The following is an 18,270-nucleotide window of genomic DNA, read 5'->3' as shown; positions in this document are numbered from 1 at the left end:
CACCAAGTGTTAGATTCCATCCACTAGCAGGTTTGACAGGTTGAATTCTGGCAAGCTGTCGTTGTGCTGGAAGGCGGTCTGCGCGGCCAAAGCCCCGGCTGCGGCTGCCGTCACCAGGATTAGGCGCAGCGGCACGCTTGCCCAGCGCTGCGCGCGTGAGCGCCTTGCGCCGATGCGCTTTCGCCATTGATCAGAGCGGTTGTCGTAACGCGACCTGTTCAAGCCCCTCTCTCCCCGAGGGGAGAATGCGCCCAAAACCGCGGGAAAGTCTACAAGCCCATTCTGGCACACCCAAGCTCTTCGTCTTAGGCATCCATTTCCAGCGGCTCGTGCTCGGGCTGCTTGTGCCAGGCGACTTGCCGCAGATCCCGCTTGTCGACGCGCTGACCGCACACCTTGCAGGTGTAGAAATGGTCGCTCTCGTCGGCCGGTTCGCCGCCGACGCGCTTGCCAGGTCGGCTAAGTGGCGGGATATCAGAAAGTCTCGTCATAACCCTTCTCACATACAATTTTGCTAAAATGCCCGGAACCGTATGACCTCACACGGCTTGAATCGCGGTTGGGGTATTGTGCATGCGTAACGCCTCAGAGCGTTTGAAGTTCATCCGGCCGCTTGAGCCTACGCTCGTCGAGAAGTCTCCCGAGGGCGACGGATGGATCCACGAGGTAAAATTCGACGGCTACCGCTCGCAGATCGTCATCGATGCCGACGGAGTCCGCATCTTCACCCGGCGAGGCCTCGACTGGACGGCCAAGTATCGCGACCTCGCGAAGGCAGCCGGCGAGCTGCAGGCCGACGCGGCTATCATCGATGGCGAGATCATCGTCCCGAATGAGGCCGGAGTTTCAGACTTCGGCGAGTTGCGCAAGGCCATCACTCGGCGTCAACACGACCTCTACTTCGTCGCCTTCGATCTCCTGCACCTCAACGGCCACGACTTGCGCGACATGCCACTGGAGGACCGCCGCGAGGTGCTGCAGGCGATGATCCCTGCCGGTCAGCGAATCCAGTTCAGCGAGGCTCTGCCAGGCACGGGAGCGGCCGTTTTCCATCTGGTCGAGCAGGCAGGGCTAGAAGGTGTCATCTCGAAGCGGAAGGACAGCAAATATCGCTCCGGACCGTCGACCAACTGGCTAAAGGCCAAGTGCTATTCGATCGACGAGTACGAGCTGCTAGGCGTCGAGCGGGAGGCTGGCAAGCCGGCCTTCGCGCTCATGGCAGAGCGAGGCACAGGGCGCTATGTCGGCAGCGCCTTCATCACCTTGAACCGCGAGATGCGCGAGCGGCTCTGGCAGCGCGTCCAGGAGCACGCAGGTACGGCGCCGAAGGGCATGAAGCGGCCGGCGACACAATGGGTCAAGCCGGGGCTCATCGGCCGGGTGAAGCATCTGCGCGGCGAGGAAGACCTACGCCATGCCTCGTTGCAGGATTTTCGAGAGGAGCAAATTCACCCAAGAGAGCAAGAGATGTGACAGAAGAGGCCATGGCTGCCGCTTTGGCAGCCAAGAACGAAGAGGCGCAGATCCTAGGTATTGTTGATACTACCACTGGATCGGATGCCAAGATCGAATCCTGCCGCTTAGGGGAGGCCATCCAGTTTGTGGCAAACGCTTCGATCCTGGGTTACGATGTCCGAGCCGCGATGGTTTTCTATGGCACGGAATTGCATAGCCTTCGGCGCAGAGATTGTGAGCAGTTGTGGTCGAAGTATGGAGAGACCCTACTTCGACCATAGATGGGCATAGCGCCGGGTTGTCAGATCGGCTTGTCGACGAGTGGCCTCTTCCTCGCCGGTGGCTTGTAGGCTGTCACGAGCCTGAGCGTATCAATCCTTTACCAAATCATGAATTAGTGAGTGGACCTTTCTCGCAGACGCGAGATTATGAGCCACTATGCCTCGGTTCTTCTTTGAAATTTCCGATACCGGAGACGTGTACCACGATTCGCACGGGATCATGCTTCACGGCGCTGAGGCGACCAAGGAACGGGCATTCGAAATGGTTCGCAAACTACCGGCGGGGCCTCCTCCCACTGGATACCGCGATCTGGCGTGCACAGTCCGCGACATCACCGGCAGTCGGCTCATGGAGGTCAGAATTGAATTTGGGACACCGCAAGAGGTTGAAAAGCCCCAGCGCTGAGGGGGATCAGCACCGGGGCCTTTAGGCACGTACGCTTACCAGCATGTCCGCTTATCAGCTTGCGCTAATATCGTGAACGAAGGGTGAATTCAGGACTTGCCAGACGCAAGCCGTCCGACAGGCTCGGCCTGCGGCTTGGTCAAGCGGAACCTAATATGCGCTTCTCGCTTATGGCAGGATGAGCACGCGCGGCATCAATTTCTTCGACAAATGGATGGCAGAGCATCTGCCGAATGCGATGACCGACGACCCGGCGGCCGTGAGCGATCTTGCCGACGAAATGCTGAAGGCTGCGGGGCGCGAAGGCATTGCTGCCAGCGAGATCAACGAGGAGGTCAGCGTCTTCGAGGCGATCTTTGAGGCAATGCAGCACCGGGAGGGCAACTTGCCTGAAGGCGATGAAGTCGTTTTGGATCTGCTAGCTGGACGACTGGCAAGGGAGGCTGGCATCTCGGAAGAGCAGGCCGGCGAGCTGATCCAGCGCATCGGCACCGACTGGGAGTCACTTCTCAACGAAGCTCATTTCCTGAAAGAGCTTGAAGGCAAACGGGGGCAGGAATAAATCCCTCAACGGTGCGGCGACCCATCTCACAACGAGGATCGCCATGACGACGAAGTTTCCTTTCACAGAGGACACTCTCGGTAAGAAGCTCGAGGCCGGTACTGGACTGTCGGTCGACTGCCTCACCTGTCGGCGGAAAGCTGTCCTGGACGTCGCCGAACTGGTCAAACGATTCGGGCCTGATCAGCCATGCTTGCATTGGGACTTGTTGAAGATCCTCTATTGCCACGAGTGCCGCGGCGCCGGCCGAGACGATCGGAACAGTTTACGAACCATGCGGTGACGCCCGAGAAGCGCGGGCGGCCGAATGCATGACAAAAGCTGCTAGTCCAGTCAGCGCGCCAAAAAGCATCCTTGACGGATGGTATCCTCGTAGCATTTGTCGGAAAATCCGGGATGACGCTGGCGGAGCTTGTCGACGATCTCCGGATGGCTAGGTCTATGCGCGAGTGCATCCTCGCCGGCTTGGTAGGCGTCATGAAAAAGTGCGCGCACCCGGCGACGTGCGTCATCGATTTCAATCTCTGAAAAGCGATCTCTCAGGACACGCAAGTCAATTGGAAGCGGCCGGAGTGGACCGAACTGTCGATGAGAGCTGTTATAAGAAATAATTGCAAACGCTGCATCTAGCAGCTTGGCGTTTCGCGCTTCTGTCACAACCCCGGCTCGGGCAGCAGTGCGAAGTTGTTCGATCTCTTCTTCATCGATCATCGGATTTTGCCCACTTGCACCCCTTATTCCCAATGTGAGAATGCTTCTATTCGACGATCGAGTCTATACATCAGAGATCGCCAAACTTGAGAGTGGGCCGATGCGCGATGACGAGCTTACTGAGCGTCCCGGCAAGGGCTGGACGCCATGGGAGCCAGGCCAGGGCGAGAGCGACATCGATCGCGTCTGGTGGGCGGCGCGGGTGCTCCATTTCGCCAAGCTCTCGTGCTGGTTCGATGGATCCGAGCTCGTCGCCATCGCCCACTGGGGCTACCGCGGCGAGAAGTGGTGCATGAAACTGAAGCCGGCCGACTGGCAACCATTGCCCGAGGTCTACCGGGTGGAACGCGAGCGCGAGCGGGAAGAAATCATTGAGCGGCATCGCATTACCGCCCGGCAGCGGATGCTTGCCACCCTCGAACGCACAGGCAGGCGCCAGAGCGCGCCGGATCCTTGCTAATTCTCGGCGTGGCTGAAGACGACAGCGCCGTCGTCCTTGCGAACTTCAACGGACACGATCCCGTCGTCGCCCTTTCGGGTCGGGAACATGGAGGTCGCGTAGTCCTTTGCGGTCCTCTCGGCGTCGAAAGTCTGCTTGTCGACGATGCCCTGTCTTCCGTACCAGATGACAGTGTAGGCCAACGGTTACTCCCGTGTTTTGCGATAGCATAGCACTCAGCCCCCCGCGCGACCTACTGCTTAATGGCCGCAGGGAAGCGCCAGGGGGCGCAAGGCGCTTCGGCAGTGCCCGCGGTGGCAATTGACGCTGACAGCGATCTCGGCGAGGCAACCGACAAGCACGTCGCAGGTGGCGGATATATCTTTTAGCCGACGGAACGTTTGTATCCGCCCGGTGTTATCACCACGATCCCCGCATAGGGATTATAAAGGGCCATGTCCCCTCTTGGTCCGAGTTGGAGTCCGCTGTCTCCCGGATGCGTTCAGATGCGCAACTTTTGCGCTTTGGAGCCGTCGACAGCGGACCCGACGCATCCAGTGATCGCCGGCGCATCGTCTTTGCGGACTTCCGTACGGGACAGCGGCCGGCGGAAACCCCTTCTGACCACGCCCGCCAATTCCTGCCGCCGGCACGCTGGCGCGGTGACACGGGGCAGGTGGCTGGCATCCGCTGCGCTCGCTGCAACGTCGCGCGCTACTACAAGCCGATCGAGTTGTGATCGGTCGCTGCCAGCAGTGCAAGAGCCGCGAGTGGATGGTTGCGGAACTGTTCCACCCGACGGGAGAGCAGGCACACAAGATCCGTTTCCGGCGCCTTGTCGAAATCCGGTGGGAGCGTCGAGTTATTTGGCGGGATGAGGAGTAGGAAGCCTACCACGGGAGCGGCCCGGCGGACCTCGGGGGGAGGCCATGGATCGGCCGGGCCTAACCGGCGGGGACATAGAGAAAAACTCGGTACCGGCTGATGGAAATATACGCTCCTGCTAATGCAGGGTGAACACATCCATTATAAGCGGGACGCCATCCATAAAGACGAAAGCGAGAGTAGCCGGTTAGCGCACCAGGCAGCTATGTTTGGGCTCCTGTAGTTAGATTGCCAAGCAACAGCACGGCGATATAACCTGTCGCGGGGGCAATTAGAAACATCCAGCAAGGGAGGATGAAATGACATTCAAGCTTTGCATGCTGGTCGTCGCCATCACCGCGCTGTGTCTCGGACCAGCCAATGCCCAGTCGGCCAAAGACGCCATTGAAGCCAGCAATGCCGAGTACATGAAATCGCTCAACAGCAAGGATGCCGCGGGCGTGGCGTCGCACTATGCTGAGGACGCGGTCATATTCCCACCGGATATGAAGCGAGTCGACGGGCGGGAGAACATTCAAAAGTTTTGGCAGGGCGCGATTGAGTACGGCGTTTCCGACCTCAAGCTCACAACGGTTGAGGTGGAAGAGAGCGGAGATTTCGCATTTGAATCAGGCGCTTTCTCGTTCAAGATGCCGGGCAAAGACTCCAAACCCGTGGACGGCACCGGCAAGTCTATAGTGGTCTGGAAGAAGGCACAGGACGGCAACTGGCAGATCTATCGCGATATCTGGAACTCCGATCCCGCGAAATAAAGGCATTGCCCCCGTACTAGGGCGCGGCACCCTGTCGCGCCGCGGATGTACCGGCCGGCGGCCATGGAATGGGGCATCATTCCCAAGCTGAAATGCGCCAAATGCGGCGGCAAGCGCGTCGGGCTGATTTACACGCTCGACACCAGCCCGAACGGCCTAAAGGCCAGGCCAGGGGCGGATGAATGGCCAAAGATCGAGCCGCTGATGGACTATCAGGTGTTGCTGCTCTACGACCCATTCAGTCACCTCAAACAGTAAACACCATCCAGAGTTGTACAAACCCAATCAAGACGATGAGACCTACCGTCAGCGCGGCGAACAAATCTGTCGGGACCTCGGCGACGTACTTCGCGTGGTGGGTTGCCAGTTTCGCCTCGTTATAGTCTTGGTTGAGTGCCTTGATCTCCTGGAGAGTTGACCCTCCTGCGAGAGCGCCAAAACAGGATATGTTAAAAACTGACAAGGCTAGCGCCAGCTTTGCTGAAGCTGGCGCTGTGTGAGCGAAGCTGAATATCAGAAATAGGTTCACGACCGTGACCGCGAATGTTATGCCCATTACCGCCATATAGTGGCCAAGTCGAGCATTCGTCAGTGCGACTTGCTGATCTCTGGTGAGGTTTTCTTGGTCGGCAGTTGCAATCATACCAAACGTCCTCCGATCAACCGCCAGCATCCGGTCGATCGTACTCCTATTGTTACGACCTGGCGACTTATCTTTTCCGCAGCCTCACCCCAGCGCGCCGCCGCCATTCTCCGGGATGAACTCGACGCCGGCGGATTCCCGCTTAGGTCCATTCAGCTTCTGCTTTTTTGCGGACCCTTGCACCGGATGCACGACCACTTGATGGTCACAGGTTCTCCCAACCAGCATAAAGACGCAACCGACCTGGAACGCGATCGCACCGAGTCAGAGGAGGATCCAGTACCCCGATGTGTCGCCAGCGTATTCAAGCAGGGCGTTTCGCATCACGCCATTGTAGCCTATGGCGCTGGCGATCGGCCCACCCAAGAACATCAGGACGCCGGCGCTGCCGATGCTAGTGAAATTTTGCTGGCTCTGGATTTCGATCTTCGTGGCCATCACGGGACCGTCCTCTCGATCGTCACTTTCTTCCCGCGAGAGAGAGCCACAAGCAGCCCTAGAATGATGTCACCGAATAGCCAAATCCAGAGCAATACGCCGACGGCGATAGTTCCGCCGACAGCAGTCCCGGCTTGGTAGGCGGCATCGGTCGACGACTGGAATTGTTCGCTCGAAAGCTTGATCGTCATGAACATCCACAGGCCCATAGGGACGTTGAAGGCCAAGAACATCCACCAAAACAGCATCCCGAAGAAACTGCGCTCGCGTTTCTCGATGCGCTCTATGTGCGGCATAGTGTAATCCCCCCTGTTTATTTCTCTCCTCACAATTGCGCAAACTAGGCGTGCACGCTAACGGGCCCCGGAAGGGCGCGCTTGACGATGCGGGCGGTGTAGGACAGCGGCCGGCTAGGACGCGCGCCAGCGGGGCTTCCTTATTTCGGGATTTCGAAATCCACATCGACGAGCTGAAGCTTGCCGATAAAATCCTTCGCTACAGTCGCCGTGATGGTCATCTTGCATGTGTCGGAAGGGAGCAACGCCGCACAGTTGCGCAGGATGAAGCGCATATCGTTCATGTCCTGCCATGGCTCATGAAGGGTGACATACTGCTTGTCGAGGACGCCTGTCGCAACCTCCGGCGTCGCACCATAGATCGTAATATCGTGGATGCGAAATCGCTGCCCAATCTCCGATTGCCAGTCGACCAGGAAATCCACCGGATCAATCGGCTTATCTTGTGCGAAGGCGCTCGTGGCAACGAGCGCAAGTAACAGTCCCATGTATCGCATGTTGCTGAAGGCCTCCCAAGCCGCTGTCAGCATCGCGCAATAGTTGCGTACAGGCAAGCTATGCCTTCCGCAGCCTCACCCCGGCGCCGCCGCCGTTTTCGGGGATGAACTCGACGCCGGCCCCTTCAAGGCCAAGCGGACGTCGCCGGTTCTTCACTCAGCCTTCAGTACCTGGTGTCTGGTCAGCCAATCACGAATGATCAATCGGACGGCTTCAGGTCGTGAAACATCATGCTCGGCAACAAATTGATCGACGCCCGCGAGCATGTTCGGTTGAAGGCGGACCATGATCGGCACACCCTTTCCAGTTGGCGCCGGTCCCCGCCGTTTCTTTGATATCACGGTTTCTTGCTTTGGCATAAAAACTCTGATATCAGAATTCCCGTTCTTGCGGAAGCGCTAGGACCTCACACAAAACCCGAATTGGAGAAGATCCGATGCCGAACACCTATGTTCGGGCAGCCGCCGAAGGCATGCCCGCTGCCAAGCCCACCGCCTTCATCGGCCGTTTTTCCCGCCGCGCCCTGCTCGGCTCAATCGCCTCTGTTCCGGCCATGCGAGGCGCAGCAAGCGCGCTTGCCTCGTCCGCCACTTCACAACCCGCGGATGCTTCGCCCGTGCTGTCGGCCGCCGAGACGCCAGACGAGCGCGCCGTTCGCCTTGCGAGCGAACTGTCGGAGGCAATGAACGGCTTCATGACACTGCCCGGCGACAAGCCGCAATGGGTCGCGCACGTCACCACCTGCGGCCGCATCTGCTACAATCGCAAGAAGATCAACCTCAGCCTCGTCTTCGCCGGCCAGACCGTCGGCATCAAACAGGTCGAGGACCACATCTGGCTGGCCCCTTCATGGACTATGATCTGGGATATTTCGACGATGAGACATGCAGGCTCGAACCACTCCAAAACCCCTTCGGGCCAAAAGTGTTACCCATGTCTCCGGTATGAACCGTAACCTATGTGTCCAGAATGGACCATGAAGTGATGGTGCCCAGAGGCGGCTTAGGGAACCAAAATCGAACCGTAGGTGAAAGCCTGATTTCTCTTTGATTTTACAGGTACTTAGCCTGAACCGACGTTGCGACCAAATTCCGCTGTTGTGGACCTCTTGCGGTGCGAATGTGTACCGCGTGGCTATGATAGTCGAGGGGCGGACGTGCGCAAGGGGGCATCCGTCACTCAAACGGCCCGACCGGATCGGCCTCGACGCTCCCCGTGAACAGTTTCATTCGGGCGTTCACATCGTTCAGGTAGTCTGCGCTCGTTACCAGCACCATCTGGCAGAGCCAGAATTGATAGGCGGAGGGGTCGCTGAATGATATTCCTTGCTCATCTGCCCGCATGAAGCTGACCGGGTAGGAGTGGACCCAGTTCGACAGATAGGATTGATGGAACTCAAATTGCTGGATATCCCATCCGGCCTCGCGAGCCGCACCCCTCGACCCACCAACAAACACTCTTTGGCCGCTGCTAAGTTCCTTGATCTGGTCTGGGGCGTGGCCGAGTTTGGCCGCGAGGTCCTCGATCTTGGTTTTCAGCCCGTCCTTTGCTGCGGCATAGCCTTCAAAGAAGCCCGTGTCCCTCGGCTGGCCGGCAAGCTCCAGGGCCGTGAGAAACCTCTTTCGCGTCGTGAGGTCGTGAAGGAACAGGATTTGTCGCCGGAGGTCCCACTCGTCGGCAGTCAGCGACGGCTCCGAGATGTATTTCGTCATCAGCGAAGCGTCGATGATGGCGCGGCCGAGGGTGGCGACGGAGAAGTGATCCAAGAGCGCCGTGCGGTTCTCAATGATCCCGGCGACCGACATGCAGTGGGTTATTAGCTTCGCAAACACAAAGAGCGCCCTGTTCTGGCGACCCGTGTGCACAACCCCTATTGCACCGTCTGAAATGGCTACTGCGCTCTGCATGGCCGCTTCGAGCTTATCGAGGGCCGCCAACATCGACTTAAGCCCCGCCGCTCGGGCCTCGTTCCTCTTGTTCAACGCGTCCCCTCCGGCAGCACTACTCGGGATCGTCTCGCCCCGTTGCGGGGAAGCCCCAAACCCACTGCCCGAGGAACGTGACCCCAAGCAGAGCAAGGGCGGCCAGCGCGGTAAGCACGGCCCAAAACCCCCCGATGATGAGAGCACCCTGCACGTCGAACGGGTGGTATGTCGTCTCGAACTTCATGGTCCCTGCACGTACGCGCTCAAGCTCCGGTTCGGACACGAAGAAATCTCGACCGGTCAAGCACAGGTCCTTAATGTTGATGTTGCCGAACTCATTCATCCGCGCCCGCAGGTCCGCGACGGGCAGACGCGCCGCGCATTCGTAATTGAACTGTTCCACATACTGCGCTTGGCGATCAGCCTGCCATTGCTGCAAGACGATCCACGAGTGCCAACCCGCCGCGATGACACCGACGATTGGAGCCAACCGCAGTCCCCGCCCTAGCCAAAGTCGATAGAAACCTCGCGCCACCCAGTCCCCCCTGCGCACTTCCGGCAAACCTAACACGTCACCGGAACATGCCACGTCGGTCCCTCTTACTCCACTTTAGGAGGCGAGGGGGCCGCTCAACAAGCCCATGTCGCGCAGCGACCTGTTCAGGAAATCTGACGAGCTTACCTTCTCCTCGGGGTCAAACCCGGCGTTGCGGATTGCCTGCAGGACGTAACCTTCGGCCCAGTCAGTTGCGTCCTCTGCCACATCAAGGGCGAACTGGCCGTCGTAAGGACCGCCACGAAGGATTAGGGCCTCTTTTTCAGTCTCACCCAACATGTACAAGAGGCTGTAAGAAGACTGATCGATGGTGCCATCGTCCCTGATGATCGCCGAGTAGGCTGAGAAATCGTACTCCTTCAAGATGTTATTGCGTTCTTTGTGGATGAACTCCCAAAAAAGCGGGAAATCCCCACGCCGTCTTCCCAATTCGTTCCATGCATCTCTAAGCGATTTTTGGAGAGCACCCGGTAAACAGGCGCGGGCATCCTTCTGACCAAGCAGATGAATTGAAGTTTTGAGCAGGGAGCATATCCCCGCCCATTGTACGCGCCAGCTAGAGAAGGATGGTCTTTCTGTCCTCAAGGCCGAGATTGCAAATCTGCAATCGCCGCAAACACGATAGGAAGATAGATACCACTTGACTTCAAGCTTGAACTCTTTGTGGTCCGGCAATGTCATCGTGAGCCCCCTGCGTAGGGAATGGCCTATTATTTCATTGTCCCTCAAGCAAGCTGCAAAAGTGGCGGAAAAATCCGAGGGGTCGAACTCGATAGTTGCAGCCGCGCGATACCCCCCGGTGGGTCACGCCCTGGCCCACCCTCGCGCCCGTGCCGATTTCCGCCGAGGTGGGGCGCCCAGATGGCTCTCTCCTATGTCCGGTCAGGCTGTTTCAGGGGCTTCGAGGGTTCGGGTGGTGGAATGCATCGTCCCGACGTGAACGACGCTCTACGGACAGGACCGGACAGAGAGGCCCGCAAACCGTCTAATGCCATTTTTCAGGCACAACGAACGTTGCCGTTGGACAAGGGCTACGCTTTGCCGTCGTCAATCTTCTCGGCATCTATGACGGAGTAGGACGCTCCGCCGTTGTTTTTCGAGCGGAGGGCGAGTTCTTCGTAGAGGTAGCGTGCGAACATCGAACCTGCGCCAAGCACCACCCACAACGGCACACCAATGGCCCCACCAAGGGCAGCAATGCCGGCGCTTTGGCCGCCGAACACTGCAACGCCGACAGCGGCAGCACCAAGGCCCAGACGCTGGGCGACAGTGCGATTGTCCCAGCCAACGCTTTTGGTCTGTGATGCTACGATCTTCACCAGCGGCCATATCACCTTGCTTGAGACCGTCGCGGCGATGGCATTCTTCGCCTTTTGCCGGACAGGCAAGTCCGAGTTTCGAATGTCGAGAAGCTTCAGCGCCCAAGCCTTGAGCGCGTCATTTTGGGCCGGCGTTGCCTCTTCAGCGATCCGAACCGCCAGTTGACGATAGGTCTTCTCATCCATGTGGAACCCCCAATGTGCGCCTGCGGCTCGTATCAGACCCGCGACTGCAATGACAGGCGTCCGGAAGGGTATAGCCCAGCGTACAGCCGGGGCGCTGCCCGAAAGGATGTCCGTTAGGGTTGACTTCCATCAACGGACAGCCTAGTTAGCGGACACCATGCTAACGGACAGAGAGGGAAGCACCGTGTCCAAAACCATTCTCTATGCCCGCGTCTCGACAGTTGATCAGACGCTCGGCCACCAGCAGACCCAAGCGGAGGCCGCAGGGTTCCCAATTGATGAGGTAGTGGCCGACCACGGGGTCTCCGGGGTCAGCACAACGCTTGCCGAGCGCCCCGAGGGCCGAAGGCTCCGGGACATGCTGCGGAGAGGGGATACGCTGGTGGTCCGCTGGGTGGATCGGCTCGGCCGCAACTACCAAGACGTTTGCGACACCATACGCGAGTTCATGCGGAAGGGCGTGGTCGTTCGGACAGTCATCAACAACATGACCTTCGACGGGGCAACCAAAGACCCCATGCAGCAAGCCGTACGGGACGCGCTCATCGCCTTCATGGCAGCAACGGCACAGGCCCAGGCGGAGGCCACGAAAGAGGCCCAGCGGGCCGGCATAGAGGCCGCTCGGGCACAGGAGGACCGCTATAGGGGCCGCAAGCCCAGCTACGACAGGGCCGCGCTACAGGCCGTCACCGACATGCTGGCGCAGGGACAAGGAACGTCCGCCGTTGCCAAGGCGTCAGGGCTCACGCGCCAGACGGTCTTGCGTATCAAGGAAGACCCTGCGGCGGCCGAGAAGGCGCTTGTGGCTTGGGGCATGTGAGGGAGGCGCGGAGATGGCTTACACGCTGGCAATGACCTTCATGACCCTCTACGGCCTGTGCGGGGCCGTGGCGTTGGTAAGGCTGTTCATCGGACGATAGGTGACTTGCCGCATCTGCGTCCCCGTGCCAAAGCCGCGTGGCCGCATAGCTCAAACGATAGGTCACACGAAAATCCCATGACTGCCCCACGACCTGCCCTTCGGATGCTCGGGCTACTCGATGAGTTCGCAAAGCTCGATCCCGAGATGCAAATCCAGCAAATTTCTGTCTTCCTTCACGTCGTGGAGAAGCCCGACCTCACCATGCGGGAGCTGGAGCAACTAACCGGCTTGAGTTCCTCGTCTGTGAGCCGAAACGTATCCGCGTTGTCGAAGGTCCACCGTAAGGGCCAGCCGGGGCACGATCTGATCGCCGCGTACGAGGACACGCAGGACCGACGTATCAAGCGCGTCAAGCCGACCCCAAAGGGCATGAAGGTGTTCAATACGCTCAACATGGTTATGGGCCTGTAGAAGCGGGATCGCTGCCGAGTTTCCGGATCAGCCCAAACTTTTTTTCAGACACAGTTCGGGCACATATGCCTTGGAATGCCTTGAGCCACAAGGCCTCGCACTGGATTAGGTATCTAGTGCCTATCTCATTGAAAAATAATATGAAGTCTGGCTGTTGACACCAGCGTCGCGGTGACCGATATGCGCCTTACGCATACCCGAGTGGTGGGCTTGACCTGACCGCTGAACCCCGAAGACCAACCCGCTCGGAGGCCGTTCGGCCCCAAGAGCCTCCCTTCCAAAACCAGTTGGCTGTTCCTGCAAGACAGCCCGGTCGATTGCAGCCATGCCTGACGTGCCCTTAGGGGCCGGCAGCGGGACCGTACGGGGCAAGACGATGATCCCCGGCCGAACCATAGAATGGGAGCGGGCTTGCACCCGGGACCGGCACACTGCCGGACGTGCAACTACCGCGTACGCCGCCAATCCGGATTAGTCTCCGGGGAGGGTAGCGGAGCCTTGGATGACCGAGGGTGTTCCGCGAACCGGGAAGGTCAGGACGACCCCCGGCGGCAAATCACACAGATCAACAAATCAATGGTCGGAAAGTCCCGGCCTTTTTTCACTCTTCCGTCCCTCTGTGCTTGGGGGCGGATACAAATATTAGGAGAATTGAATGCGAACATGTCGCGCTGCACATTGCGGCGCACCTACGTCTTCCCGCTTCAGCCCGCACTGTCGGCGCCACAAGAGCAGACTACGGCGCCAGGGCGATGTCGGGCAGACCGCCATCAGGCGGAGTGAGCTTGCGCCTTACGTCTCCCTCGTTCGGGAGCGGATCGCGAAGAACGCCCATAGTCCCCTCTGGGGCCACTTGGATGCCCGGTGGGCCGCTCTGGCAAGCTCGGCAAAGGACACCGTCGGAAATCGGGTTCAGAGCCGATACAAGCGGCAAGCGGCGCATGAGGTGCTGAACCTCGACGCTGAATGCTCCCCACGGGACATAGCCGTCACCGCGATGGCGATGTTCCTGTTCTGGAGCGAGAGACCGGAGCGGTTCCTATCTGATGCCGCCTTCCGCCTCCAGCTCGTGAAGCGGGTTCGGGCGCTCTCCAGTAGGCACTCGGGCCTTCGATATGACCACCAAACGGGCCGGCAGGAGCGCGTCTACCGGGAGCTTAGTCCCAAGGCGGGAATGATTGTCGCTCGTGACCTGACCGCCGCCTTCGGAGGTGCCGGTCTACAACTCGCCGAACTCGAAAAACGTGACCAAGAAAGGAAGCAAGCCATGACCGACGAGATCAACCAAGCCCTGCGGGAGCTCGTGTGACAGCCAGCCTCGAAATCATGCCCGAGACCTTTCGCGAGGCCGTTGACTGGTTCCACGCCAAGGCCGGGCGGGATGCAATGACGACGAAGCCACGCCGGCTCCCACTTGGGCGCATTCTCGTTGCCCCGACAGTGTTCCAAGTGCGCACCGGGGCGGCGGCTGGTGGCGTCACCGAGCCTTTCCATGTGAAGGCACTCCAGCAGGCATTGGAGGCGAAGCCCGAGGACGGGCGGGTACTTGACCCCGTAACGGTCTATGCGATCGGCGACAGCGCCTATTGCATCGACGGACACCACCGCTTGGCCGCCTATAGGGCCGCGAAGGTGAATGGCTCGGTGCCTGTCGAGTGGTTCGAGGGGAGCCTCGCCGAGGCCATAGCAGAAGCCGCCCAGCGGAACCAAAAGGTAAAGCTTCCGATGACCCAGTCGGAGCGCCTGGAGGCTGCGTGGCGTCTCGTGATCTTGGGGGCGCACTCCAAGCGGAAGACTGCCGAGGCATCGGGCGTGAGTGAGCGGACCGTCGCCACTATGCGGTCAATGTACCGGCAACTGGTGGAACAAGAGTTGGAGGTGGGCAGCTATCTGGAGGCCCTACGGTGGGCCAAAGCGGGAGAGAACGACATCGAGTACACGGACGCCATGCGGGAGGCTCGGATCGACCGCTATGTGAAGGGCTTCGTGAAACAGTTCGGACCTCGGACACCTACTCATGCCGAGGAGTTTGCAGAGGCGGTGGCGAAGTGGGCGGGTAGTCAGTTCGCTGGAGCAGTAGCTTCATGGCTGGCTACCTCCGACGAAGACGAAGACACGGACTTCTGACCCCACGCTCGGGGATGCCACCTATGCATCCTTTAGGCGTGCAATTTGCACAGGCGGAGCAGTCCGCCAAACACAACTGAAAACAAGGAAAAACCTATGAATGCTTTCACCGAGGGGTCTTCGGGCCTCCGGCTCGTCGTCCATTGCGACGGTGCCTGTATTGGCAACCCCGGTCCCGGCGGCTGGGCTGCAACCATCAAACTCATGGACGGCGATCAGGAGATCAGCCGGACAGAAGTCGTCGGCTCGGAACCGGCGAAGACAACGAACGTCCGCATGGAAATGAGCGGAGCCATCGGAGCCCTCCGCGCCCTTCCGGAGAACGATGGCACCCCCGTCGCGGTCTTCTGCGACAACGAGCTGGTGAGCAGGGGGATGAACGAATGGCTCTCGGGCTGGATTGCTCGGGGCTGGCGAACGGCGACCAAGAAGCCGGTGGCGAACCAAGAGCTATGGCAGGAGCTTGCCTCGCTTGCCGCTGGCCGCACGGTCACTTGGCATTGGGTAAAAGGCCATGCCGGCGATCCTCACAACGAGGAGGTAGACGCGCTTGCCAACGCCGCAGCGGCACAAGCTATGCGGCAGGCCCAAGCCGGCTAACAGCCGGACGAGTACCGGCCCCGGTGCATTGTGCCGGGGTCGCTTTCACGCATCCATTTCGAGCCGCTGGTGTCTGGGCTGTTCATGCCAGATCACTTGTCGAAGGTCGCGCTTGTCAACCACCTGACCGCATGCCGGACAGGCGTAGAAGTGGTCATCTTCTTTCGACATCTCGCCACCGTGCCGCCTGCTCGTGATGGGCGGCCTAAGATCCGAAAGCTTAGTCATCCTCGAAGCTTGTCGGCTTCGCGTTCCAGCGTCTTGCGGTCGTTGCCGTGCTGCTTGATCAGATCGCGCACCTGTTGAACCGTCAGGCCCACCTTGTTGGCGAAGTGCCGGACTTCGTAGTCCTCTTCCCCTGACACCCGGTCTCGGTCGCGGTTCCCACGCTTGCTCTTGTCGTCTGCCATGCTCATTCCTCCTTGGCCAAAGAGAACAGCGGCCATTCAGGAATGTTCCATAAGCGCCAGCTAACGGAACGCTTACGGCTGTGCGATATTGAATAAAAGTAGAGTTTGGAGCGCCTATGCGTAAGCCTGCCGACCCCGTTCGGCTGTCATTCATCCGCCCTATGGAGCCCGAGTTGGTCGAACAGCCGCCCCAGGGTGACGAATGGGGCCATGAAGTCAAGTTCGACGGCTACCGGACCCAAGTCATCAAGGACGCTGACGGCATCCGCTTCTACACCAAGAACGGCTTCGACTGGACGGCGAAGTACCGGCCGCTTGCCGACGAGGCGAAGGCGATAGAGGCGGAGAGCTTCATCATCGAGGGTGAGACAGTCGTCACCAACGAGGACGGATTTTCGGACTTCCACGCGCTACGCTCGGCCATCACAAAACGCCCACAAGACCTCTACCTTGTGGCCTTCGACCTGCTCCACCTCAACGGCCACGATCTGCGCGACATGCCGCTGAAGGACAGGCGCGAAATCCTGCAAGCGGTGATCCCGGCCGGCGGCCATATTCAGTTCAGCGAAGCTCTGCCTGGCACTGGAGAGGCCGTCTACCACCTTGCCTGTGAGGCTGGCCTTGAAGGCATAGTCTCGAAGCGCCTCGACAGCATCTATCGCAGCGGCTCAACGATGAATTGGCGGAAGATCAAATGCTACGTCGAGAAGGAAATGGAAATCATCGGCGTGAAGCGAGAGACCGGAAAGCCGGCCATGGTGCTCATGGCTGACAAGGGCCACTACATGGGCGGCGCCTTCGTGACCTTCAAAGCCGACAAGCGGCAGACCCTATGGGACCGCGTCCAAGGGAAGTCTGGCGCACCGCCGCCGAAAGGTCTAGCCAAAGAGAAGGCCGAGTGGCTCAAGCCGGGTCTCGTGGGTCGGGTCAAGTTCCTGAAGGGCGAGGAAAAGCTGCGCCATGCGTCGCTGAAGGACTTCCGGGAGGTATAGGCAGCCCAACCGGCGCATAAGAGGGGGATGCCTGCCTACATCGCATCGGGTGGTGCGAAGAAGCAGTTTTCGTCTTCCTCCGTGGGATGTAGGCAGATGTGGAAGTTACCATCCTTCGAGGGGATGACGACATCGTACGGCACGAAGTAGCGGTTCTGATGAGTGACTTTTTGATGGTCGCCCGGTCGCAAGATAACCACGAAGCCATCTGGCCGGGGCGTCACAGTGGAACTGGGTATCTTCCCGCAATCGCCAGTGATCGGGTCGCCGTGGCAGCAAGCTGGGGGATAGCCCCAATTCCGATCCGGGCCGTGGGCCAACGCCGCACTTCCATCAATGGCCGCAGCCGTGGCGATCACGCCTGCGAAGCACGTCACCTGTCTTGTCCCGACCGCATGCATCGATTGGGGGCCGCCCTCAACGGCAACTGATGTCGTCAAGGCCATTATACGCCATTAGTCGCCGCTAATATATGCTGGAAGCGAGCGCCTATCGGATGTATCTTCCTCCTTATCGGCGGAGGGATGCCGAAATGCGGGGTTTATTCACAAGCTTCCTGATCTTACTTGGTGCTGTCACTACAGCGCATGGCGGTGCGCTCCACGACGCGGCCAAGAGCGGCGACCTCGCGGCAATCACGGCTGCGCTCGATGCCGGCGCTGACATCGAGGAGATGGAGAAGGGAGCAACGCCGCTCTTTTTGGCAGTGCGCAGCGGCCACGTCGAGACGGCGGAACTGCTGATTAAGCGTGGTGCCGATGTGAACAAGGAAGCGGTTCTCGGCCTACCGATGACCGTTGCCGTGCTGAAGAACGCCGCCGCCATGGTTAGGTTGTTGCTGACGCATGGTGCCGACGCCAACGGCAGGACGCGGGGTGAACCGATGCTGACCCTTGCTGTCGCCAATGGCTGCTTCGATTGCGTCAAGGCGCTTGTCGAGGCCGGCGCCGATGTCAACGCCATATGGGTCCAAGGCGATCCTAATGAACTGCCGGGCATCATCACGGCCTACCATCTCGCAAAGCACGACGACCATGAGGACATCGCCACCTACCTTTTGGCGCATGGCGTAGTCATCCTGGAGCCGGAGCCGATTTCCAGCCGTTTGGCGAAGGGCGATGCCACCAAGGGGGCGGCTTTCTTTGCCTCAACCTGTGCCCGCTGCCATGTCGTACGGGCAAACGAACTTCCGACGATCGGTCCGAACCTTTGGAACGTCGTCGGGCACGACAAGGCATCGACGAAGTTTGACCGCTACTCCAAGACGTTGCTGGCGTGGGAAGGGAAATGGACCTATGAGGACCTGAATATCTTCCTTGCCGGTCCGACGCTGACGACCCCCGGCGTCAACATGGAATTTCGCGGAGTGCCCGAAGAGCCCGATCGGCTGAACGTGATCGCCTATCTCAGAACGCTCGCCGACACACCGGTGCCACTGCCGTAGGGGGTGTGGGTT

General features: G+C 59.5%; 28 protein-coding genes and 1 pseudogene. 15 read left to right on the top strand and 14 right to left on the bottom strand.

The genetic code is table 11. The features are described 5' to 3' along the window. Positions 1-9: 9 nt before the first annotated feature. Together DH10_RS01020 and DH10_RS01015 are read right to left on the bottom strand one after the other, a co-directional pair. Positions 10-222, bottom strand: a complete 213-nt coding sequence (locus DH10_RS01020) for a hypothetical protein (RefSeq protein WP_192384067.1) — start codon at positions 220-222, stop codon at positions 10-12. 83 nt (positions 223-305) lie between these two features. Further along, complete coding sequence (locus DH10_RS01015; RefSeq protein WP_192249483.1) at positions 306-491, bottom strand: hypothetical protein; 186 nt, start codon at positions 489-491, stop codon at positions 306-308. An 82-nt stretch (positions 492-573) separates the two neighbouring features. On the opposite strand from DH10_RS01015, the gene DH10_RS01010 reads away from it, so the two are divergent. From DH10_RS01010 to DH10_RS01005, 3 genes are all read left to right on the top strand, one after another. Continuing rightward, a complete protein-coding gene (locus DH10_RS01010) occupies positions 574-1,473 on the top strand; it encodes an ATP-dependent DNA ligase (RefSeq protein WP_192249486.1) in 900 nt (299 codons plus the stop codon). Between the two features lie 420 nt (positions 1,474-1,893). Further along, the gene (locus DH10_RS38065; RefSeq protein ID WP_376774861.1) at positions 1,894-2,142 is read left to right on the top strand and encodes a DUF6894 family protein; all 249 of its coding nucleotides are present in this window, start codon (positions 1,894-1,896) and stop codon (positions 2,140-2,142) included. 178 nt (positions 2,143-2,320) lie between these two features. Next, positions 2,321-2,704 carry a DUF768 domain-containing protein gene (locus tag DH10_RS01005; RefSeq protein ID WP_192249489.1) on the top strand — a complete coding sequence of 128 codons (384 nt, stop codon included), beginning with the start codon at positions 2,321-2,323 and terminating at the stop codon, positions 2,702-2,704. A gap of 333 nt (positions 2,705-3,037) precedes the next feature. Here DH10_RS01005 and DH10_RS01000 read toward each other — a convergent pair whose 3' ends face one another. Beyond that, positions 3,038-3,415 (bottom strand): hypothetical protein, encoded by a 378-nt coding sequence (locus DH10_RS01000; protein WP_192249492.1) that lies wholly within the window; start codon positions 3,413-3,415, stop codon positions 3,038-3,040. 100 nt (positions 3,416-3,515) lie between these two features. Between DH10_RS01000 and DH10_RS00995 the strand changes: the two genes are divergently transcribed. Continuing rightward, complete coding sequence (locus tag DH10_RS00995; protein WP_192249495.1) at positions 3,516-3,875, top strand: hypothetical protein; 360 nt, start codon at positions 3,516-3,518, stop codon at positions 3,873-3,875. Here DH10_RS00995 and DH10_RS00990 read toward each other — a convergent pair. Continuing rightward, positions 3,872-4,057, bottom strand: coding sequence for a hypothetical protein (locus tag DH10_RS00990; RefSeq protein WP_192249498.1), 186 nt, complete (start codon positions 4,055-4,057; stop codon positions 3,872-3,874). The two genes, DH10_RS00995 and DH10_RS00990, sit on opposite strands and share 4 nt — an antisense overlap. 293 nt (positions 4,058-4,350) lie before the next feature. Here DH10_RS00990 and DH10_RS36495 point away from each other — a divergent pair, with 293 nt between their 5' ends. From DH10_RS36495 to DH10_RS00975, 3 genes are all read left to right on the top strand, one after another. Further along, entirely contained in the window at positions 4,351-4,593 is a 243-nt protein-coding gene (locus DH10_RS36495; RefSeq protein ID WP_246506162.1) for a hypothetical protein, read from the top strand. A 445-nt stretch (positions 4,594-5,038) separates the two neighbouring features. Then, a complete protein-coding gene (locus tag DH10_RS00980; protein WP_192249501.1) occupies positions 5,039-5,491 on the top strand; it encodes a YybH family protein in 453 nt (150 codons plus the stop codon). Positions 5,492-5,536: 45 nt separating this feature from the next. Then, entirely contained in the window at positions 5,537-5,749 is a 213-nt protein-coding gene (locus tag DH10_RS00975; protein WP_192249504.1) for a hypothetical protein, read from the top strand. Here DH10_RS00975 and DH10_RS00970 read toward each other — a convergent pair. The 5 genes from DH10_RS00970 to DH10_RS36490 all read right to left on the bottom strand — a co-directional run bounded on the left by DH10_RS00970 (position 5,739) and on the right by DH10_RS36490 (position 7,653). Then, positions 5,739-6,134 carry a hypothetical protein gene (locus tag DH10_RS00970; protein WP_192249507.1) on the bottom strand — a complete coding sequence of 132 codons (396 nt, stop codon included), beginning with the start codon at positions 6,132-6,134 and terminating at the stop codon, positions 5,739-5,741. The genes DH10_RS00975 and DH10_RS00970 overlap by 11 nt on opposite strands. A gap of 264 nt (positions 6,135-6,398) precedes the next feature. Next, positions 6,399-6,572, bottom strand: coding sequence for a hypothetical protein (locus DH10_RS00965; protein WP_192249510.1), 174 nt, complete (start codon positions 6,570-6,572; stop codon positions 6,399-6,401). Beyond that, the gene (locus DH10_RS00960) at positions 6,572-6,868 is read right to left on the bottom strand and encodes a hypothetical protein (protein WP_192249513.1); all 297 of its coding nucleotides are present in this window, start codon (positions 6,866-6,868) and stop codon (positions 6,572-6,574) included. The genes DH10_RS00965 and DH10_RS00960 overlap by 1 nt, the downstream gene beginning before the upstream one ends. Before the next feature lie 140 nt (positions 6,869-7,008). Further along, entirely contained in the window at positions 7,009-7,422 is a 414-nt protein-coding gene (locus tag DH10_RS00955; protein WP_192249516.1) for a hypothetical protein, read from the bottom strand. A gap of 96 nt (positions 7,423-7,518) precedes the next feature. After that, the gene (locus tag DH10_RS36490; protein WP_425515258.1) at positions 7,519-7,653 is read right to left on the bottom strand and encodes a ribbon-helix-helix domain-containing protein; all 135 of its coding nucleotides are present in this window, start codon (positions 7,651-7,653) and stop codon (positions 7,519-7,521) included. A gap of 446 nt (positions 7,654-8,099) precedes the next feature. On the opposite strand from DH10_RS36490, the pseudogene DH10_RS37785 reads away from it, so the two are divergent. After that, a pseudogene (locus tag DH10_RS37785) lies at positions 8,100-8,314 on the top strand (IS481 family transposase); the annotation flags it as partial. Between the two features lie 227 nt (positions 8,315-8,541). Here DH10_RS37785 and DH10_RS00940 read toward each other — a convergent pair. The 4 genes from DH10_RS00940 to DH10_RS00925 form a co-directional block, all read right to left on the bottom strand. After that, positions 8,542-9,348, bottom strand: a complete 807-nt coding sequence (locus tag DH10_RS00940; protein WP_192384065.1) for a hypothetical protein — start codon at positions 9,346-9,348, stop codon at positions 8,542-8,544. Between the two features lie 19 nt (positions 9,349-9,367). Then, positions 9,368-9,781, bottom strand: coding sequence for a hypothetical protein (locus DH10_RS00935; RefSeq protein ID WP_192384064.1), 414 nt, complete (start codon positions 9,779-9,781; stop codon positions 9,368-9,370). Positions 9,782-9,901: 120 nt separating this feature from the next. Continuing rightward, positions 9,902-10,528 carry a hypothetical protein gene (locus DH10_RS00930; protein ID WP_192384063.1) on the bottom strand — a complete coding sequence of 209 codons (627 nt, stop codon included), beginning with the start codon at positions 10,526-10,528 and terminating at the stop codon, positions 9,902-9,904. 350 nt (positions 10,529-10,878) lie between these two features. Then, the gene (locus DH10_RS00925; protein WP_192384062.1) at positions 10,879-11,352 is read right to left on the bottom strand and encodes a hypothetical protein; all 474 of its coding nucleotides are present in this window, start codon (positions 11,350-11,352) and stop codon (positions 10,879-10,881) included. 157 nt (positions 11,353-11,509) lie between these two features. On the opposite strand from DH10_RS00925, the gene DH10_RS00920 reads away from it, so the two are divergent. The 5 genes from DH10_RS00920 to DH10_RS00900 all read left to right on the top strand — a co-directional run bounded on the left by DH10_RS00920 (position 11,510) and on the right by DH10_RS00900 (position 15,412). Continuing rightward, the gene (locus DH10_RS00920) at positions 11,510-12,172 is read left to right on the top strand and encodes a recombinase family protein (protein WP_192384061.1); all 663 of its coding nucleotides are present in this window, start codon (positions 11,510-11,512) and stop codon (positions 12,170-12,172) included. Between the two features lie 177 nt (positions 12,173-12,349). Continuing rightward, positions 12,350-12,685 carry a MarR family transcriptional regulator gene (locus tag DH10_RS00915; protein ID WP_192384060.1) on the top strand — a complete coding sequence of 112 codons (336 nt, stop codon included), beginning with the start codon at positions 12,350-12,352 and terminating at the stop codon, positions 12,683-12,685. Positions 12,686-13,631: 946 nt separating this feature from the next. Continuing rightward, complete coding sequence (locus tag DH10_RS00910) at positions 13,632-13,994, top strand: hypothetical protein (RefSeq protein WP_192384059.1); 363 nt, start codon at positions 13,632-13,634, stop codon at positions 13,992-13,994. After that, positions 13,991-14,812: a hypothetical protein gene (locus DH10_RS00905; RefSeq protein WP_192384058.1), complete on the top strand. Its 822-nt coding sequence runs from the start codon at positions 13,991-13,993 to the stop codon at positions 14,810-14,812. The genes DH10_RS00910 and DH10_RS00905 overlap by 4 nt, the downstream gene beginning before the upstream one ends. A gap of 96 nt (positions 14,813-14,908) precedes the next feature. After that, on the top strand, positions 14,909-15,412 hold the full coding sequence (locus DH10_RS00900; protein WP_192384057.1) for a ribonuclease H family protein: 504 nt from the start codon (positions 14,909-14,911) through the stop codon (positions 15,410-15,412). A gap of 224 nt (positions 15,413-15,636) precedes the next feature. Here the strand turns inward: DH10_RS00900 and DH10_RS00895 are convergent, their stop codons facing one another. Further along, the gene (locus DH10_RS00895; protein WP_192384056.1) at positions 15,637-15,822 is read right to left on the bottom strand and encodes a DUF3606 domain-containing protein; all 186 of its coding nucleotides are present in this window, start codon (positions 15,820-15,822) and stop codon (positions 15,637-15,639) included. Between the two features lie 116 nt (positions 15,823-15,938). On the opposite strand from DH10_RS00895, the gene DH10_RS00890 reads away from it, so the two are divergent. Beyond that, positions 15,939-16,814, top strand: coding sequence for an ATP-dependent DNA ligase (locus tag DH10_RS00890; RefSeq protein WP_192384055.1), 876 nt, complete (start codon positions 15,939-15,941; stop codon positions 16,812-16,814). 532 nt (positions 16,815-17,346) lie between these two features. Beyond that, positions 17,347-18,258 (top strand): ankyrin repeat domain-containing protein, encoded by a 912-nt coding sequence (locus tag DH10_RS00885; protein WP_192384054.1) that lies wholly within the window; start codon positions 17,347-17,349, stop codon positions 18,256-18,258. Positions 18,259-18,270 lie beyond the last annotated feature (12 nt).

Origin of the sequence: Mesorhizobium silamurunense, from assembly GCF_014843825.1 — a bacterium.
Taxonomy (GTDB): Bacteria; Pseudomonadota; Alphaproteobacteria; order Rhizobiales; family Rhizobiaceae; genus Mesorhizobium; species Mesorhizobium silamurunense.
The sequence above is the reverse complement of the archived record's forward strand: the minus strand, read 5'-3'. Positions and strand labels throughout refer to the sequence as shown.

Bases quoted from the DNA above. Each gene is read 5' to 3' on its own strand.
- DH10_RS00995 (WP_192249495.1), top strand. From the start codon at position 3,516: ATGCGCGATGACGAGCTTACTGAGCGTCCCGGCAAGGGCTGGACGCCA.
- DH10_RS01005 (WP_192249489.1), top strand. From the start codon at position 2,321: ATGAGCACGCGCGGCATCAATTTCTTCGACAAATGGATGGCAGAGCAT.
- DH10_RS00970 (WP_192249507.1), bottom strand. From the start codon at position 6,134: ATGATTGCAACTGCCGACCAAGAAAACCTCACCAGAGATCAGCAAGTC.
- DH10_RS36495 (WP_246506162.1), top strand. From the start codon at position 4,351: ATGCGTTCAGATGCGCAACTTTTGCGCTTTGGAGCCGTCGACAGCGGA.
- DH10_RS00920 (WP_192384061.1), top strand. From the start codon at position 11,510: ATGCTAACGGACAGAGAGGGAAGCACCGTGTCCAAAACCATTCTCTAT.
- DH10_RS00900 (WP_192384057.1), top strand. From the start codon at position 14,909: ATGAATGCTTTCACCGAGGGGTCTTCGGGCCTCCGGCTCGTCGTCCAT.
- DH10_RS00890 (WP_192384055.1), top strand. From the start codon at position 15,939: ATGCGTAAGCCTGCCGACCCCGTTCGGCTGTCATTCATCCGCCCTATG.
- DH10_RS01010 (WP_192249486.1), top strand. From the start codon at position 574: ATGCGTAACGCCTCAGAGCGTTTGAAGTTCATCCGGCCGCTTGAGCCT.
- DH10_RS00895 (WP_192384056.1), bottom strand. From the start codon at position 15,822: ATGGCAGACGACAAGAGCAAGCGTGGGAACCGCGACCGAGACCGGGTG.
- DH10_RS01000 (WP_192249492.1), bottom strand. From the start codon at position 3,415: ATGATCGATGAAGAAGAGATCGAACAACTTCGCACTGCTGCCCGAGCC.
- DH10_RS00980 (WP_192249501.1), top strand. From the start codon at position 5,039: ATGACATTCAAGCTTTGCATGCTGGTCGTCGCCATCACCGCGCTGTGT.
- DH10_RS00960 (WP_192249513.1), bottom strand. From the start codon at position 6,868: ATGCCGCACATAGAGCGCATCGAGAAACGCGAGCGCAGTTTCTTCGGG.
- DH10_RS00915 (WP_192384060.1), top strand. From the start codon at position 12,350: ATGACTGCCCCACGACCTGCCCTTCGGATGCTCGGGCTACTCGATGAG.
- DH10_RS00930 (WP_192384063.1), bottom strand. From the start codon at position 10,528: ATGACATTGCCGGACCACAAAGAGTTCAAGCTTGAAGTCAAGTGGTAT.
- DH10_RS00965 (WP_192249510.1), bottom strand. From the start codon at position 6,572: ATGGCCACGAAGATCGAAATCCAGAGCCAGCAAAATTTCACTAGCATC.
- DH10_RS01015 (WP_192249483.1), bottom strand. From the start codon at position 491: ATGACGAGACTTTCTGATATCCCGCCACTTAGCCGACCTGGCAAGCGC.
- DH10_RS00975 (WP_192249504.1), top strand. From the start codon at position 5,537: ATGTACCGGCCGGCGGCCATGGAATGGGGCATCATTCCCAAGCTGAAA.
- DH10_RS38065 (WP_376774861.1), top strand. From the start codon at position 1,894: ATGCCTCGGTTCTTCTTTGAAATTTCCGATACCGGAGACGTGTACCAC.
- DH10_RS00885 (WP_192384054.1), top strand. From the start codon at position 17,347: ATGCGGGGTTTATTCACAAGCTTCCTGATCTTACTTGGTGCTGTCACT.
- DH10_RS00925 (WP_192384062.1), bottom strand. From the start codon at position 11,352: ATGGATGAGAAGACCTATCGTCAACTGGCGGTTCGGATCGCTGAAGAG.
- DH10_RS36490 (WP_425515258.1), bottom strand. From the start codon at position 7,653: ATGGTCCGCCTTCAACCGAACATGCTCGCGGGCGTCGATCAATTTGTT.